Source organism: Subtercola lobariae, assembly GCF_014640255.1.
GTDB lineage: Bacteria > Actinomycetota > Actinomycetes > Actinomycetales > Microbacteriaceae > Subtercola > Subtercola lobariae.
The window spans coordinates 41,327-57,716 of the sequence record NZ_BMGP01000008.1 but is presented as its reverse complement, the minus strand read 5'-3'; the positions used below and the strand labels follow the sequence as shown (position 1 = coordinate 57,716).

Genomic DNA, 16,390 nt, shown 5'->3' with positions numbered 1-16,390 from the left:
TGAACTGCTACGTGGTGCTGAATTCGACCAGCTGCGCCTCGAACTCAGCGTTCACGAGCGCCCGCACGTGCGTACCGCCCTCTTCGTATTCCGTACTCAGCACCGTGCTGTGCTGATGCATCTGCGAAACCAGGTCACCCCGGTCGTACGGCACGAGTACGTCGACCTCGATCGACGGCGTCGGCAGCATGCCATCGAGCACAATGAGCAACTCATCGATGCCTTCACCCGTGCGCGCAGAGACGAACAGCGAGTTCGGCTCGAGCCCGCGCAGAACAATGCGGTCGCTGTCTGAGATGAGGTCGCTCTTGTTGAAGACGACCAGCTCCGGAATGCCGCGTGCCCCCGCTTCGCCGATGACTTCGCGCACCGTCGTGAGCTGGCTGGCCGGGTCAGGGTGCGAGCCGTCGACTACGTGCACGATCACATCGGCATCGGCGACCTCTTCGAGTGTCGACCGAAACGCCTCGACGAGTTGCGTCGGGAGGCTGCGCACAAAACCGACGGTATCGACGAAGGTGTACTCCCGGCCATCCGCTGTCTGGGTGCGACGCACGGTGGCGTCGAGGGTCGCGAAGAGCGCGTTCTCGACCAGCAGCCCAGCGCCCGTGATGCGATTGAGCAGCGACGACTTACCGGCGTTGGTGTAGCCCGCAATTGCTACCGAAGGCACGGTGTTGCGTTTGCGATTGGCACGCTTTGCCTCGCGGGCAGGCTTCATGGCAGCGATCTGCTTACGCAGTCGTGACATGCGGGTGTGGATGCGGCGACGATCGAGCTCGATCTTCGTTTCACCCGGCCCACGCGAGCCCATTCCGGCCCCCGTGCCACCCACTTGGCCACCGGCCTGGCGCGACATCGATTCGCCCCAGCCACGGAGCCTCGGCAGCAGGTACTCGAGCTGCGCGAGTTCGACCTGCGCCTTACCTTCACGGCTCTTCGCGTGCTGGCTGAAGATGTCGAGAATGACGGCAGTGCGGTCGATGACCTTCACCTTCACGATGTCTTCGAGCGCACGACGCTGGCTCGGGGCCAGCTCGCTATCGACGATCACCGTATCGGCGCCGAGCGCCTTGACCACGCCGGCGAGCTCTTCAGCCTTGCCCTTACCGAAGTACGTGCTGGGGTCAGGGTTCGCGCGGCGCTGAAGGAGTCCGTCGAGCACAGCTGCTCCTGCCGTCTCGGCGAGTGCGGCGAGTTCGTGAAGTGAGTTCTCGGCGTCAGTGATTGTGCCTTGGGTATATACCCCGATCAGCACGACATTCTCTAGCCGCAGCTGACGATATTCGACCTCCGTTACGTCTTCGAGTTCGGTTGAGAGCCCGGCGACGCGGCGAAGCGCCTGGCGGTCGGCGAGGTCGAATTGGTCGCCGTCATGATTGTGGGTGCCCCGGGCATCCGTACCCCCAGCAGAACGGTCGTTCACTGCGAGCGCACTGCCCGGAGTGAACAGCGCGTAACCCGATGAGCGGGCTTCTGCGCGCTGCAAAATGCGGTCGACGGTCGCAGAGTCGTTCGCAGAGTCGTTTGCCGACGCGTTCGCCGGCGCCGCCACGACGGCCTCGTCGCCGTCAGAAAGTGAATTGTGTTCAGTCATTGATGTAAAGACTAGCCCTCTCATTTGCTACATTCCCTCTATGGCTACCGACAATGGGCACTACTTTCAAGCGCGTCCGTCGACGGAATTGAAGCTCAAAGAAATCGCCGTGACCATCGCCGGCAGATCGTTCTCTGCGACGACGGCTGGTGGCGTTTTCAGCCCAGACCGAGTGGATGCCGGAACCCAGGTTCTTCTTGCCAATACCCCTGAGCCGCCACCCGGCGGCAATCTGCTCGACGTGGGCTGCGGTTGGGGCCCCATCTCGCTCGCCCTCGCTCTGTTGTCACCCCACGCCACCGTGTGGGCTGTTGACGTCAACGAACGTGCTCTCGATCTGGTGAAGGCCAACGCTGCCAAACTCGGCCTCGGTAACATCAACGCTGTGCTGCCCGCAGATGTTCCCGCCGACCTGCAGTTCATGACCATCTGGTCGAATCCGCCTATTCGGGTGGGCAAAGACGAGCTGCACAACCTGCTGCTCACCTGGCTGCCGCGGCTTGACCCAGGGTCTGACGCGTGGCTCGTGGTGCAGCGCAACCTCGGGTCGGATTCGCTGCACCGCTGGCTCGAGGGCGCCCTGCCGCCGAGCTTCTCAGTGACGCGCACGGCCACCAGCAAGGGTTACCGCGTGCTGCGGGCGCGCCTCAGACGAGGGTGACGTCGCCCTCGAAGACGAGTTCAGCGGGGCCTGAGAGCGCCACGTGCTCGCCGTCTTCGGTGGCGTACATGCGCACGCCCACCGCGCCTCCGGGCACTTCGACCCGCCACTGGTTCGGCGCTCCTGCCCCGGCCCAATACCGAATGGCGAGAGCAGCCGCCGCCGCGCCCGTGCCGCATGACAGCGTTTCACCGCTGCCCCGCTCGTGCACGCGCATGCGAATGTGCCCCACCCCGTTACGAACGAGAGGTTCGAGCGGCACGACGAACTCGACATTGGCGCCCTCGGGCGGCTGCGGGTCGAGCTGCGGAATGAACGTGAGATCGGCTGACTCGAGCTCCTCTTCATCGGCCAGCGCCACCACCACATGCGGATTACCGACGTTCACGCCGAGACCGGGCCGCGCGACCTGCAGGTTCTTCGCCCGAACCAGGGGTTCGCCGCCGTCGAGCCGCCACCGGCCGAGATCGGCCTGAAACCCGGTGAGGTTGCGCTGCACATCGATGACACCAGCGCGCGTACCCACGACGAACGTATCGCCCTGTTCGAGTTCGGCGAGGCCGTTCTCGAGCAGGTACTTCACGAACACCCGGATGCCGTTGCCGCACATCTCCGCAGGCGATCCGTCGGCGTTGTGATAGTCCATGAACCACTCGGCCGCATCGTCTTCGGCAAGCGATGCCGCACCCTCCGGCAGGTTGGCCGACTTGACTGCGCGAATGAGGCCGTTTGCTCCGATACCGAAGTTACGGTCGCAGAGGGAGGCGATCTGCTCGGGGCTCAACGAAATAGCGCCCTCGGGGTCAGCGAACAGAACGAAGTCGTTGCCCGTGCCCTGGCCTTTGGTGAAATGCAGATCGATTGCCATGATTCCAGCCTAGAGGCTGTCATTGCGAGATCTTGCCGAGGGGTTCGCTGCCTGATCAGTGCTTTCAGCGCTCACAAAGGCGGCGAAGGCGGTGTCGGCCAGCGCGGGGTCGGCCGCGGGCATCCACTCGGCCTCGCGGTAGCGCTTGAACCAGCTCACCTGGCGCCGGGCATACCGGCGTGTCAGCGCCTGTGCTTCGGCTATGGCCTCTAATTCGGTCTTCGTGCCGTGCAACTGGCCGAGGGCCTGGGCATACCCGATGGCGCGACTCGCGGTGACCCCGCGCTCGAGGCCGAGCGGAACCAAGTGTTCGACCTCGGCGACCAGCCCGCTCTGCCACATCTGTTCGACGCGTGCATCGAGCCTCTCGACGAGCAGCTCGCGCGGGTGACTGAGTGCCACGATGAACGACTCGCGCCACGGCACCGGAACCTCAGGCAACTGACCGCTCACCGGCACCCCGGTCAGCTCGATCACCTCGAGCGCACGCACGATTCGGCGCCCATTGTGTGGGCCAATGGATGCTGCAGCCGCCGGGTCTGCGTCAGCCAGCCGCCGATACAGCAGCCCCACCCCGTGTTGCTCGAGCTCGTCTTCGAGCGCCTGGCGAACGCCCTCATCGCGCACCGGAAACTGAAAATCGTAAATCACCGAACTCACGTACAAACCCGAGCCGCCCACAAGAATCGGCACCGCGCCGCGGGCGACGATATCGTCGATGGCTGCTCGGGCGTCGGCCTGATAGGCAGCGACGGAGCCGTCAGTTGTGACGTCGAGCACGTCGAGGAGGTGATGCGCAATGCCGCGTCGCTCAGCGACGGAGAGCTTCGCTGTGCCGATGTTCATGCCGCGGTAGAGCTGCATCGCGTCGGCGTTGACGATTTCGGCCGGGCGACCCGCTGCGGCCAGGAACTCTGCAAGGGCGAGCGAGAGCTCTGACTTGCCAGTGCCCGTGGCGCCGACGATGGTCAGTACGCGCTGCACCGGTTGCTCAGAAATCAGCGCAATCCGTCGGCGGAGTCGTAGATCGGCACGGTCGTAGCGTGCCGATTCGCCGCGTGCTGATTTGCGTTGTGCTGATTCGCCGCGTGCTCAATCAAGCCGGGCTGACCAGTCGACCCGTCTGCGAATGAATCAGCCGACGACAGCACGCGCAGCGACGGCAGTCCGAGCGAGACCTTCGCCTTCTGACCGCTCTCTGCCGACCCCGTGCCACTGGCCGGCACCGCGCACGAGTCGCTCTGGTCTCGCTCCCAGGCGTCGCCGGCACGGGTGTGGCGTACCCGAAGCGGCGCACCATCGAGTGAATCGGCGATGAGGTAGTAGGGCTTGGCGCCGGTGACGACTACCGAGACCATGTCTCCGGGGCGAGGCACGACAGAACCCTCAGGTACCTCGAAGTGCACGAGTCGGCTGTCTTCGGCGCGACCGCTCATGCGCTTCGTATCGGCGTCTTTGCGCCCCTCGCCGTTCGCAACGAGCAGCTCGACCTCGCGGCCGACGACCTTCTCGTTCTCTTCCCACGCGATGCGGTCTTGCAGCGCCATCAAGCGCTCGTAGCGTTCTTGCACGACCTCTTTCGGCACCTGATCGGGCATGGTGGCTGCCGGTGTGCCCGGCCGAATCGAGTACTGGAAGGTGAAAGCGGTGGCGAACCGAGCCTGCTCGACCACGCGAAGCGTCTCTTGAAAGTCTTCTTCGGTCTCACCAGGGAAGCCGACGATGATGTCGGTGCTGATGGCGGCATGCGGCATGCGTGCTCGCACTCGGTCGAGGATGCCCAAGAACTTCTCTGACCGGTACGAGCGCTTCATGGCGCGCAAAATGCGATCGGAGCCCGACTGCAGCGGCATGTGCAACTGCGGCATCACGGCCGGAGTCTCGGCCATGGCGTCGATGACGTCGTCGGTGAACGCCGCCGGATGCGGGCTCGTGAAACGGATGCGCTCGAGCCCCTCGATCTCGCCAGCCGCCCGAAGCAGCTTGCCGAATGCCTGGCGGTCGCCGAACTCGACGCCGAACGAATTCACGTTCTGACCGAGCAGAGTCACCTCGACCGCACCGTCATCGACGAGGGTCTGAATCTCGCGCAGAATCTCGCCCGGGCGACGGTCTTTCTCCTTGCCGCGCAGCGCGGGAACGATACAGAACGTGCACGTGTTGTTGCAACCCACAGAAATCGAAACCCAGCCGCTGTAGCTCGAGTCGCGTTTCGTCGGAAGAGTCGAGGGAAAAGTCTCGAGCGAGTCGAGAATCTCGAGCTGAGCTTCGCCGTTGTGGCGGGCACGCTCGAGCAGACTGGGCAGCGCGCCCATATTGTGGGTGCCGAAAACCACGTCAACCCAGGGCGCCTTCGAGAGGATGACCGACTTGTCTTTCTGCGCCAAGCACCCGCCCACGGCGATTTGCATACCCTCGTGTCGCTTCTTGACCGAAGCGAGGTACCCCAGGTTGCCGTAGAGCTTGTTGTCTGCGTTCTCACGCACGGCGCAGGTATTGATGACGACGACATCAGCTTCACCTGACTCGTCGCGCACGTACCCTGCAGCCTCGAGTGAACCACTCAGCCGTTCTGAGTCGTGCACGTTCATCTGGCAGCCATAGGTGCGAACCTCATAGGTGCGAACCCGCCCGGCGGAATCGACAGCCGCAGACGACGGCGTGATGAGGGTGGGTGCTTCACTGACGCTGCTCATAGTGCCTCTAGTCTACGTTCGCAATCTGTGACGTTCACCGGACGCCGCGAGCCATGCTGCCGGCATCGCAGCGTCTACCGGAAGCGCACCTTACGAGGCTGCGGGCTCAGCGCGGTCGTCACGGCCACCCGAATCGTCGCAGACGAATACCCCTTGCGCATCAGAAACGAGGTGAGCCGACGTTCGGCGGTTGCCGCGTCAAGCCGAGCGAGCGAAGGTGCGCGTTTCTCTGCCAGGCCGATCGCCCGCTGCAGCTCGTCGTCATCGTTGAGGGCCTCGAGGGCCGCCGCAATGATCTCGGGCTGAATGTGCCGAGTGGTCAACTCGTTCCTGATCTGTGACCGCCCGTAACCTTTGCGGCGGTTCAGCGACTCCACCAGAGTCTCGGCGAGGTCGTAGTCATCGACATAACGATTCGCGCGATACCGGTTCAGAAAGAGTTCGTACTCGCTTTCGTCGACGTCGTTCGCGGCGAGCAGGCGGGTCACCTCCCACTCAGACAGCGACTTTCGTGCCAAGGCCCGAACGACGATGTTCTCGAGAAACGCCGAACGCTCCCCCTCGCTCATTCGAGGCTCGGCAGCCTCTTCGAAATCTGCCGAGTCGTCAACGAGCGGGGGCGGAGACACGACGCCCGGAAGGTAGATGACCTTCGCCGCCACGATCAGGCGCCTTTTCGTGCGGCGATCTTCGGCGCCAACGGTTCGACGTTCGAGCCCGCGGCGGCAATTGCCGGTGCGTTCGGATCGTCGAGAAGACCCAGCTTCATCTTGATCTTGTTCTCGATCTCATTAGCCACCTCAGGGTTCTCTTTCAAGAACCGGCGGGAGTTCTCTTTGCCCTGGCCGAGCTGCTCACCGTCGTAGGTGTACCAGGCGCCCGACTTGCGAACGATCTCGTGCTCCACACCGAAGTCGATGAGGCTGCCTTCGCGAGAAATACCGATGCCGTAGATGATGTCGAATTCGGCCTGCTTGAACGGCGGAGCCATCTTGTTCTTCACGACCTTGACCCGGGTGCGGTTACCCACAGCCTCGGTGCCTTCTTTGAGGGTTTCGATGCGCCTGATGTCGAGGCGAATCGACGCATAGAACTTCAGCGCCTTACCACCGGCGGTGGTTTCAGGGCTGCCGAAGAACACGCCGATCTTCTCGCGCAGCTGGTTGATGAAGATCATTGTGGTGTTGGTCTGGTTCAAGCCACCGGTGAGTTTACGAAGCGCCTGCGACATGAGGCGAGCCTGAAGGCCGACGTGCGAGTCACCCATCTCACCCTCGATCTCAGCGCGAGGCACCAGCGCCGCCACCGAGTCGATGACGATGAGGTCGATGGAGCCTGAGCGCACGAGCATGTCGGCAATCTCGAGTGCCTGCTCACCGGTGTCGGGCTGCGACACGAGCAGCGCGTCGATGTCGACACCGAGCTTCTTGGCGTATTCCGGGTCGAGTGCGTGCTCTGCGTCGATGAACGCTGCGATGCCGCCGTCGCGCTGGGCGTTGGCGATGGCGTGAAGCGTCAGCGTGGTCTTACCCGACGACTCCGGGCCGTAGATCTCGACGATGCGACCACGCGGCAGACCACCGATGCCGAGCGCGACATCGAGTGCGATGGAGCCGGTCGGAATGACTTCGACGGGCGCGCGCTCATCACTGCCGAGGCGCATCACCGAGCCTTTGCCGAACTGGCGGTCGATTTGGGCGAGTGCTGTTTCGAGAGCCTTCTCACGAGTAGCGTCTGAGGGCATTTCGGTCTCCTTCGATCAGGTGCTCGCCTGGTTCGAGTCACCTTGTGAGGTGGGTCGAACCCGCGCCGCGGTTTCGGTGCGCCTATAGGCTGTCGCGCCTGCCCTCGCACCCGAGGCCTCGGATGCGATGCGGCTGACGACAAGGCATATTCGCGTTGTGTTTCTTACCTTCACCACGATAGGAAGCACCACCGACACTGATGTCGACGGGCATCCATTCTGTGGAGAACGATGCGAAACGCGTTGCTGTGAAGGAGACTAGCAACATCCGAACATATCTTCGACTGTGTGCGCCGGCGTGTCGCTTCGCGACGAGAGACGTGTTCGAGCGGCGTCAGGTACGAGGCGTCAGATACGAGTCGCGCCAGGTACGACCATCGTCAAGGACGACCAGCGTCAGGTACGACCAGCATCAGGTACGACCAGCCTCAACTACGAGGAAGAGGCAGACCCGCGCCATACCGGCGATTAGGCGGCACGTCGGCGGCCCGGCAGAGCGCCAGCCACACCTCACGAATGTCTTCGCCCGCAGCCAGCGCCTGCTCGGCGGTGTGGCCCGCGAGCTCGTCAAGCACGAGGTCGCCCGTCACCACACGGCCATACGACACACCGAATTCATCGGCAACTGCTTGCCGAAACTCACTCAGTCTCACGAAACGGCGGGCTCGGTCAGCGTGCTGCCATCGCGTCGAAGCCGGCCACGAACTCGTCAGGCACAGTGTCGGGAATCGTGTCGATACCCTCAATGACAGCGAGGCGGTCGCCCACCTCGCGCATGATCACAGAAATGGGCGTGTCGAGCGCTTCTGCCACAGAGGCGAGAATTTCGCTGGACGCTTCTTTCTGACCGCGTTCGACCTCACTCAGGTACCCGAGTGCGACACTGGCCTTGCTTGCGACCTGGCGAAGGGTTCTGCCCTTCTGAAGACGGAAGTCCCGCAGCACGTCGCCGATCTCTTGGCGAACTAAAATCATTGGAGCCTCCTTGCGTGTCTATCTCAGTCGAACGTTGATCAATCGGGGTTTGTAAGACTACTCTCCCGATGCTCAAACTCTAAACGACGAAGACTGGACTTTGCTTGTTAATGACACCAGGTGTAACGAGATTGAAACCTGAGTCATTCCCACGCAACATTTCTAGAGCTGCGCTCGGAGTATTCGCACAGCTTCGCTGACGGCCCCGGCCCGAATCTGGTCTCGTGTGCCATCGAGGTGCAGCGCGAAACTGCGCGATGCGTCAGCAGAGGCGAAGCCGACGAAGACTGTGCCTGCCGCATGCCCGTCTTGCGGCCCGGGGCCTGCGACTCCGGTGGTCGAGATGCCGATGCTGGCCGGCCGGCCGTCGACCGCCAGCGCGTAACGCACGCCCTCGGCCATTTGCTCTGCGACCTGTGGATGCACGGGGCCCTGCAGTCGCAAGAGATTCGCATCGACGCCGAGCACCGACGCCTTGATCGCGGTGTTGTAGGCCACCACTGCGCCGAACACGACGTTCGAGGCGCCGGCCGGCCGAATGAGCTCGGCCGCGAGAAGCCCGCCGGTGAGCGACTCGGCTATGGCGATCGTTTCGCCGCGCCGGGTGAGGTCGGCGATGAGTCGAGCTGTCAGGTCGACGGATTCGGGTTCGGAGTCAGACGCGATTTCGAGCTCAGGAACACTCGCAAGCGCCGGCGCTTGCTCCGCTTCTCGCTCGCTCATGCCGTGGCGGTGCCGGCCGGTGTTCCTTTGTTGAGCTTACGGTCTTGAATCAGGTAATCGATGCCCGTGATCACCGTCAAGACGAACGCGATCGACATGAGCACGATATTGATCACGTTGAAGACAATCACCACCGGCTCAGACCCGCCGAACAGCGTGGAGAACGGGAAGAGTGCGAATGAGATGGCGAACGACTGCGCCAGCGTCTTCAGCTTGCCACCGCGCGAAGCCGGAATGACCCGGCGCTTGATGACGGCGAACCGCCACACGGTGATACCGATTTCGCGGATCAGAATGATGATGGTCACCCACCAGGGCAGCTCGTTCAGAATCGAGAGCCCCACCAGCGCGGCACCCGTGAGTACCTTGTCGGCGATGGGGTCGAGAATCTTGCCCAGGTCGGTGACCTGGTTGTTCTTGCGTGCGAGGTGGCCATCGACGCCGTCGGTCGCGATGGCGAGCACGAACAGAATCGCGGCGAGATAGCGCAGCAGCCCGTCGTTGCCGTTGTCGGCCAGCAGCATGATGAAGAAGACCGGCGCAAGCAGAATGCGAACGATGGTGATCGCATTCGGCAGGTTCCAGTTGCTGGTCATGACGGGCACAGCGCCGGGCGTGCCGGTCGGCTCGCGGCTGGGCACGGAGGCGCCCGCCTCGGAATCGCCTGGAAGGGTCATGGTGCTACTCTCTGCCGGTGAGGCCCCACGCGTCTTCGTCAGATGCTGCCTCTTCTTCAGGATACTCGGAGCCGGGTTCGGCGAGAGGGTCGGCGTACGACATCTGTGCAGAGTCGTCGTTCGAGTACGACTGTGCAGGAGCAGACGACTGTGCAGGAGCAGAGTTCTGTGCAGGTGCAGAGTACTGCGCTGAAGCAGAGTCGTTGGCCGAGACGGCAGCCGCTACATCCGACCCGCGCAGCATGGCGAGCACCTCGGGCAGCTGTTCAGGCTTGACAAGAACATCGCGTGCCTTCGAGCCTTCTGACGGGCCGACGATCTCGCGCGATTCCATCAGATCCATCAGGCGACCCGCCTTCGCGAAGCCCACCTTCAGCTTCCGCTGCAGCATCGACGTCGAGCCGAACTGGGTATTCACAACGAGCTCTGCAGCCTGCAGCAGCACCTCGAGATCATCGCCGATGTCAGAGTCGATCTGCTTCGAGACAGCCGCGACCGTCACGTCATTGCGATAGTCGGGGCGAGCCTGACGCGTGACGTGCTGAACGACCTTCTCGATCTCGCGCTCACTGACCCACGCGCCCTGAACCCGAATAGACTTCGAGGCGCCCATGGGCAGAAACAGAGCATCCCCCTGCCCGATCAGTTTGTCGGCGCCAGGCTGGTCGAGAATGACGCGGGAGTCGGTGACGCTCGTCACGGCGAACGCGAGCCGTGACGGCACGTTTGCCTTGATGAGACCGGTGACGACGTCGACCGACGGCCGCTGGGTGGCGAGCACGAGGTGGATACCCGATGCCCGAGCAAGCTGCGTAATACGCACAATGGAGTCTTCGACATCTCGCGGCGCCACCATCATGAGGTCGGCGAGCTCGTCGACCACGACCAGCAGGTAGGGGTACGGCTTGAGCACGCGATGGCTGCCCACCGGCAAGATGATCTCGCCATTCACCACGGCACGGTTGAAGTCGTCGATGTGCCTGAAACCGAAGCTCTCGAGGTCGTCGTACCGCATATCCATCTCTTTCACGACCCAGGCCAGCGCTTCGGCAGCCTTCTTCGGGTTCGTGATGATGGGCGTGATGAGGTGCGGAACGCCCTGATACGCAGTGAGCTCCACGCGCTTCGGGTCGATGAGCACCATGCGCACCTCAGAAGGCTTTGCCCGCATGAGGATGCTCGTGACCATCGAGTTGACGAAGCTCGACTTACCCGATCCGGTCGACCCCGCGACCAGAAGATGAGGCATCTTGGCGAGGTTCGCGATGATGAACTTGCCTTCGACGTCTTTGCCGACGCCGATGGTCATAGGGTGATGGTCGTTCGTGGCTTTGGCCGAGCGCAGCACGTCACCGAGCACCACGATCTCGCGGTCGGTGTTCGGAATTTCGACGCCGATGGCACTGCGACCCGGAATGGGCGAGAGAATTCGCACCTCGTTGCTAGCGACCGCGTACGACAGGTTCTTGCTGAGGGCCGTGACGCGCTCGACCTTGACGCCGGGGCCGAGCTCGATCTCGTAGCGCGTGACGGTCGGGCCGCGCGAGAACCCGGTGACCTTCGCGTCGACCTGAAACTGCTGCAGAACATTGGTGATGGCGGCGACGATGTCGTCGTTCGCCTGCGACCTGGCCTTCGACGGCTCGCCGAGCGTGAGGCTCGCCGCGGGAGGCAGCGCGTAGTTCTGTGCCTCGAGCTCTTTCACCTCGGCGAGCGGCTTGAATCCGTTGCCTTCGGCTGCTGCGGCTTCACCCGACGAGATGCCTGTGGCCGCGCTGCCTGGCTCCGAGGGCGACGCCGACCCTGCGGCCGGGCCGGCGGCGGATGCCGTGCCTGCCACGGCATCCGGAAACAGGATGCCCGTGAACGAGGCCGTGGTATCGGTCGCTGAATCGTCGCGGATGCCCGTGGCCGACTTCGAGCCGGGCAGGATCTCACCCGTGAAGCGCTTGACCGCGTTCTCGGCCGCCTCCATGTCGTCGAGCAGGGCCGCGCCGAAGCTCGCCGTGCTGTCGATGACTTCGGTGGGCGGGGTACGGTCTTCGACATAAGTGCGGTCGACGATCGTGTTCGGGACGGCTGTGGTGGGAATGATGGGGCTGTCGAACGCGGGATCTTCTTCGCGGCCGCTCTTGTTGCGGCGCCACCAGGGCAGAGAGTCGTCGACGTCTTCGAAGTCGAGCTGCAGGTCGCCGGTATGGGCGTTCGAGGCGTCGGCGTTCTTGGCCGCTGCCTTCAGCGCTTTCGCGTCTTTGGCCTCTTTGCCCTCGCCTGGCGCTTCGCCGAATGCGGCCCCGAAGAGGTAGTTGTAGAGCTCTTTGACACGAACCCCCACCTTGTTCGGTGGGGTCTTCGTGATGATGAACAGCGAGAGCAGAAGCAGCAGGGAGATCAGGATGGTCGCGCCGATCGACGTGGTGATCAGCACCAATGGGGCGGCGATGACCCAGCCGAGCACTCCCCCGGCGCTCGCCAGCGCCTCCATTCCGCCGGCCGGTGACGGTTGCGAACTGAAGACGTGGCAGAGCCCCGAAACGCTGAGCAAGAGGATGCCCAGGCCGATGCCGATGCGGCCGTTGTCGTTGACCGAATTGGGGTGCCTGAAGAGCCAGATGGCGAGCAAGAACATGACCACCGGCAGTGCGTAGGCGACGCGCCCGAAGAGGCCGCCGAACGTGTAGGCGTCGAGCAGGTCGGCCACCGGATTGGCCACCAAGAACCACTCGACCACGGCGCCCGCGATCGCCAGAATCAGCAGCAGAAACGGAAACCCGTCACGCCGTTCTTCCTTCGCCAGCTTCTCGTGGCCGAGGGCGCGCGCCGCCCCACCCGCGAGGTGAGCGAGCCCGAGGTACATGGCGCCGAACGGCCCCGGCCCGTGCTCCTCGACCGGATACTTCAGCGTCTTCTGCACCGTAGTCGGTGCGGTTCTCGTGGCGGGCTTGCGCGAACTCGCCGCGGCACCGCTCTTCGCCGCTCCCGCGCCGCGGGCGCGTGAGTTCGACCTGGTACTCGTAGCCATGCGCCTACGCTACTGTCGCCGCGCCGTTTCGCGATGAAGCCGCTCCGGCAGCGCGCCGATTCCGTATCCGTCGCCTCATCGCGACGTCGCCGTGGCCAGATGACGCAAGAGCCTGGTGTCGAGACGACCGAATCAGGGTCAGTACTGCCCACCGCGCCTTGGCGGAACAACCGTCACGAGCTGGCCGTTGACGTTTGTGACGTGAGCGCCCTTGTCACCATCGGGGTGGGGCGTCGAGAACAGCACCGTCTGCCCATTCTTCGGAAACGACGTCAGGGTGCAGGTGTGGCCGACCAGCCGAAGCGGCAGGTCTGCCCGAAAAGACAGGTCGTTGTCGTAGCGCGTGAAGGTGAGCGGATATGGCACCCCGTCATCGCAAAGCAGGGTCAGCTGTAGGTCGCTGGCAGCCATCGTCGGAGGAATCACGAATAAACCACCCTCGAACACTGCTGTGGCAGGCTTCACTGCGCCCGGGTCGAGAACGGTGAACACGACATAGTTCGATGTCGTCGGCTGGCCGACGTCGGCTTGGGCCGTCGCTGTGCCTGCGCAAGCGAGCGCCACGGTGGCAGCCCCGGTGAGCAGGGTGGCGCTGAGGCGGGTGCGAAGTTTGTGGGTCATGGGGGTTCCTTTCAGGAGTCTTACCTGAGAGACACCGGCCGGGGCCCGCCATTACGGCACTTCAGCGAAAATTATGCCTCAATTACTACCGGCACGATCATGGGGCGACGACGGTAGGAGGTGTTCACCCAGCGGCCCACGGTGCGGCGCACGACCTGCTGCAGGGCGTGGGTGTCGCGGGTGCCGTTGCCCGCGGCTTCGGCGAGAGCGGCGGCGATTTTGGGCTTGACCTTGTCGAAGACCGACTCGTCTTCGGCGAAACCTTTGGCGTGGATTTCGGGGCCGACCACGATGCGACCCGTGCCCGCCTCGACGACCACGATGATGGAGATGAAGCCTTCTTCGCCGAGGATGCGGCGGTCTTTGAGGTCGTCGTCGGTGATCTCGCCGACGCTCGTGCCGTCGACGTAGACGAAGCCGAGATCGTACTGGCCCACCACGGTCGCGACGCCGTCGCGGAGGTCGATGACGGTGCCATCGTCGGCGAGGATCGTGTTCTCGCGCGGCACGCCCGTGTCGATGGCGAGCTGAGCGTTCGCGACGAGGTGACGGTATTCGCCGTGCACCGGCAGCACGTTGCGAGGCTTCAAGATGTTGTAGCAGTAGAGCAGCTCGCCCGCTGCCGCGTGACCGGAAACATGCACCTTCGCGTTGCCCTTGTGCACGACGGTCGCACCGAGCTTGGTGAGCCCGTTGATGACTCGGTAGACCGCGTTCTCGTTGCCGGGAATCAGCGACGACGCGAGGATGACCGTGTCACCCGGCCCGACCTCGATCTGATGTTCGAGGTTGGCCATGCGCGAAAGCACCGCCATGGGCTCGCCCTGCGATCCCGTCGACATGTAGACGATCTTGTCGTCGGGAATGTCGCCGGCCTTCTTGAAGTCGACGAGCACGCCGTCGGGAACCTTGAGGTACCCGAGTTCAGCAGCGATGCCCATGTTGCGCACCATGGAACGTCCGAGCAGAGCCACTCGTCGCCCGTTCGCGTGTGCGGCATCCAGAACCTGCTGCACGCGGTGCACGTGCGAGGAGAAGCTCGCCACGATGACGCGTCGCGGGGCGTGCGCGATGACGCTGTCGAGCACCGGCCCGATCGTGCGCTCTGACGGGGTGAACCCGGGCACGTCGGCGTTGGTCGAGTCGACGAGGAACAGATCGACGCCGGCCTCGCCGAGCCGGGCGAAGGCCCGCAGATCGGTGATGCGGTCGTCAAGAGGGAGCTGGTCCATCTTGAAGTCGCCGGTGTGCAGCACGACACCGGCGACGGTCTTGATGGCGACGGCCAGAGCATCCGGAATCGAGTGGTTCACAGCGACGAACTCGAGCTCGAACGGGCCGAGGTGCTCGGTCTGGCCCTCTTCGACCTGAAAGGTGTAGGGCTTGATGCGGTGCTCTTTGAGCTTCGCCTCGACCAGCGCGAGGGTCAAGCCCGAACCGATCAAAGGAATATCGTTCTTCAAGCGCAGCAGGTACGGCACCGCACCGATGTGGTCTTCGTGACCGTGCGTGAGCACGATTCCGACCACGTCGTTGAGGCGATCGCGAACGAGCGAGAAGTCGGGCAGAATCAGGTCGACGCCCGGCTGCGTCTCTTCGGGGAAGAGCACGCCGCAGTCGACGATAAGCAGTTTTCCGTTGATCTCGAAGACGGTCATGTTGCGGCCGATCTCACCGAGACCGCCGATGGGAATGACGCGCAGGGTATCTCGCGTGAGTTTGGCAGGTTGATATACGGCGTTGGGCATATGCCCTCCTAATGTGTGAAAAGCATGGTTCGGTGCGTGAGCCAGCGCGCGTTATTCGCGCGTGGTGCCCGGAATTTTCGGCAATGCGCCACCGGCAGCTGCATTGCGATCTGGGCGGAAGTTCTGAAACGAGACCCCGGGAATAGTGCGCACGAGATCGATTTCGTCTTCGATCTTCGCTGCCTCCCACTCTTCGGGGCCCACGAGGGGAAGCCTGACCCGGGGGCTTGAGATGCGCCCGAGGCCGTGCAAGATGTATTTGGCCGCAACGGTACCCGGTACATGGGTCATCGTGGCTCGAACGAGCGGTTCGAGAGCCTTATGCATCTCTGTCGCCGTCGCCAGGTCGCCCGCGTTCACCGCATCGATCATGATGCGGTACGGGCGCGCAGCGATGTTGTTCGTCACGCCGATGAGCCCGGTAGCGCCCACCGCGAGGTGCGGCAGCACGTTCGAGTCGTCACCCGAGAAGTACATGAGGTCGGTTTGGTTCAGCACTCGGCTGACCTCGCTGAAGTCGCCTTTCGCGTCTTTGATGGCGAGGATGTTCGGGTGCTTCGCCGCGCGCAGAATCGTGTCGTAGCTGATGGGAACGCCCGTGCGGCCCGGAATGTCGTACAAGATCACTGGCAGATCGGTGGCGTCGGCGATCATGCGAAAGTGCGTGAGCACCCCCGCCTGCGTCGGCTTGTTGTAGTACGGCGTCACCACGAGGTTGCCGTCGGCGCCCGCCTTCTCGCTCTGCTTGGCGAGCTGCATGGCGTGAGCCGTTTCGTTCGAGCCGCCGCCCGTGATGATCTTCGCGCGGCCATCGGCGACCGATTTGCCCACCTCGACCAGGCGAATCTTCTCGGCGTCGGTGAGAGTGGATGTCTCGCCCGTCGTACCCGAAACCACGATGCCATCGGCACCGTCGTTGATCACCGTGTCGATGTGCTTCTCTACGCTGACCCAGTCGACTTCGCCGTCGGCGGTGAAGGGCGTCACGAGAGCGACGAGCACCTGCCCGAACGGGTTGGTTTCAGAATTGCGCACAGAATTGGTCGATACAGCCACGT

15 protein-coding genes are annotated in these 16,390 nt (G+C 63.5%); 1 reads left to right on the top strand and 14 read right to left on the bottom strand.

Translation table 11 applies throughout. The annotated features are described in order from the left end of the window. Positions 1-7: 7 nt before the first annotated feature. A complete protein-coding gene (gene hflX / locus IEX24_RS18575) occupies positions 8-1,597 on the bottom strand; it encodes a GTPase HflX (RefSeq protein ID WP_188681106.1) in 1,590 nt (529 codons plus the stop codon). Between the two features lie 40 nt (positions 1,598-1,637). On the opposite strand from hflX, the gene IEX24_RS18570 reads away from it, so the two are divergent. Then, on the top strand, positions 1,638-2,258 hold the full coding sequence (locus IEX24_RS18570; RefSeq protein WP_188681104.1) for a class I SAM-dependent methyltransferase: 621 nt from the start codon (positions 1,638-1,640) through the stop codon (positions 2,256-2,258). On the opposite strand, the gene dapF is transcribed toward IEX24_RS18570, so the two are convergent. The 13 genes from dapF to dapA all read right to left on the bottom strand — a co-directional run bounded on the left by dapF (position 2,245) and on the right by dapA (position 16,388). Then, positions 2,245-3,126 (bottom strand): diaminopimelate epimerase, encoded by an 882-nt coding sequence (gene dapF, locus IEX24_RS18565; protein WP_188681102.1) that lies wholly within the window; start codon positions 3,124-3,126, stop codon positions 2,245-2,247. The two genes, IEX24_RS18570 and dapF, sit on opposite strands and share 14 nt — an antisense overlap. Before the next feature lie 9 nt (positions 3,127-3,135). Beyond that, positions 3,136-4,110 carry a tRNA (adenosine(37)-N6)-dimethylallyltransferase MiaA gene (gene miaA / locus IEX24_RS18560; RefSeq protein ID WP_188681100.1) on the bottom strand — a complete coding sequence of 325 codons (975 nt, stop codon included), beginning with the start codon at positions 4,108-4,110 and terminating at the stop codon, positions 3,136-3,138. A gap of 14 nt (positions 4,111-4,124) precedes the next feature. Further along, positions 4,125-5,822 (bottom strand): tRNA (N6-isopentenyl adenosine(37)-C2)-methylthiotransferase MiaB, encoded by a 1,698-nt coding sequence (gene miaB / locus IEX24_RS18555; protein ID WP_188681098.1) that lies wholly within the window; start codon positions 5,820-5,822, stop codon positions 4,125-4,127. A gap of 74 nt (positions 5,823-5,896) precedes the next feature. Further along, complete coding sequence (locus tag IEX24_RS18550) at positions 5,897-6,484, bottom strand: regulatory protein RecX (RefSeq protein ID WP_188681096.1); 588 nt, start codon at positions 6,482-6,484, stop codon at positions 5,897-5,899. 2 nt (positions 6,485-6,486) lie between these two features. Beyond that, the gene (gene recA / locus IEX24_RS18545; RefSeq protein WP_188681094.1) at positions 6,487-7,566 is read right to left on the bottom strand and encodes a recombinase RecA; all 1,080 of its coding nucleotides are present in this window, start codon (positions 7,564-7,566) and stop codon (positions 6,487-6,489) included. A gap of 428 nt (positions 7,567-7,994) precedes the next feature. After that, positions 7,995-8,219 carry a DUF3046 domain-containing protein gene (locus tag IEX24_RS18540; protein ID WP_188681092.1) on the bottom strand — a complete coding sequence of 75 codons (225 nt, stop codon included), beginning with the start codon at positions 8,217-8,219 and terminating at the stop codon, positions 7,995-7,997. Between the two features lie 16 nt (positions 8,220-8,235). Continuing rightward, complete coding sequence (locus tag IEX24_RS18535; protein WP_188681090.1) at positions 8,236-8,541, bottom strand: helix-turn-helix domain-containing protein; 306 nt, start codon at positions 8,539-8,541, stop codon at positions 8,236-8,238. A 162-nt stretch (positions 8,542-8,703) separates the two neighbouring features. Next, positions 8,704-9,264: a CinA family protein gene (locus IEX24_RS18530; RefSeq protein ID WP_188681088.1), complete on the bottom strand. Its 561-nt coding sequence runs from the start codon at positions 9,262-9,264 to the stop codon at positions 8,704-8,706. Next, entirely contained in the window at positions 9,261-9,941 is a 681-nt protein-coding gene (gene pgsA / locus IEX24_RS18525) for a CDP-diacylglycerol--glycerol-3-phosphate 3-phosphatidyltransferase (protein WP_372435819.1), read from the bottom strand. The genes IEX24_RS18530 and pgsA overlap by 4 nt, the downstream gene beginning before the upstream one ends. A gap of 4 nt (positions 9,942-9,945) precedes the next feature. Continuing rightward, the gene (locus tag IEX24_RS18520) at positions 9,946-12,963 is read right to left on the bottom strand and encodes a DNA translocase FtsK (RefSeq protein ID WP_188681082.1); all 3,018 of its coding nucleotides are present in this window, start codon (positions 12,961-12,963) and stop codon (positions 9,946-9,948) included. 138 nt (positions 12,964-13,101) lie between these two features. After that, a complete protein-coding gene (locus IEX24_RS18515) occupies positions 13,102-13,584 on the bottom strand; it encodes a hypothetical protein (protein ID WP_188681080.1) in 483 nt (160 codons plus the stop codon). A gap of 71 nt (positions 13,585-13,655) precedes the next feature. After that, positions 13,656-15,332 (bottom strand): ribonuclease J, encoded by a 1,677-nt coding sequence (locus IEX24_RS18510; protein ID WP_188681078.1) that lies wholly within the window; start codon positions 15,330-15,332, stop codon positions 13,656-13,658. A 51-nt stretch (positions 15,333-15,383) separates the two neighbouring features. Beyond that, positions 15,384-16,388 (bottom strand): 4-hydroxy-tetrahydrodipicolinate synthase, encoded by a 1,005-nt coding sequence (gene dapA, locus IEX24_RS18505; RefSeq protein ID WP_229715562.1) that lies wholly within the window; start codon positions 16,386-16,388, stop codon positions 15,384-15,386. Between the last annotated feature and the right edge of the window lie 2 nt (positions 16,389-16,390).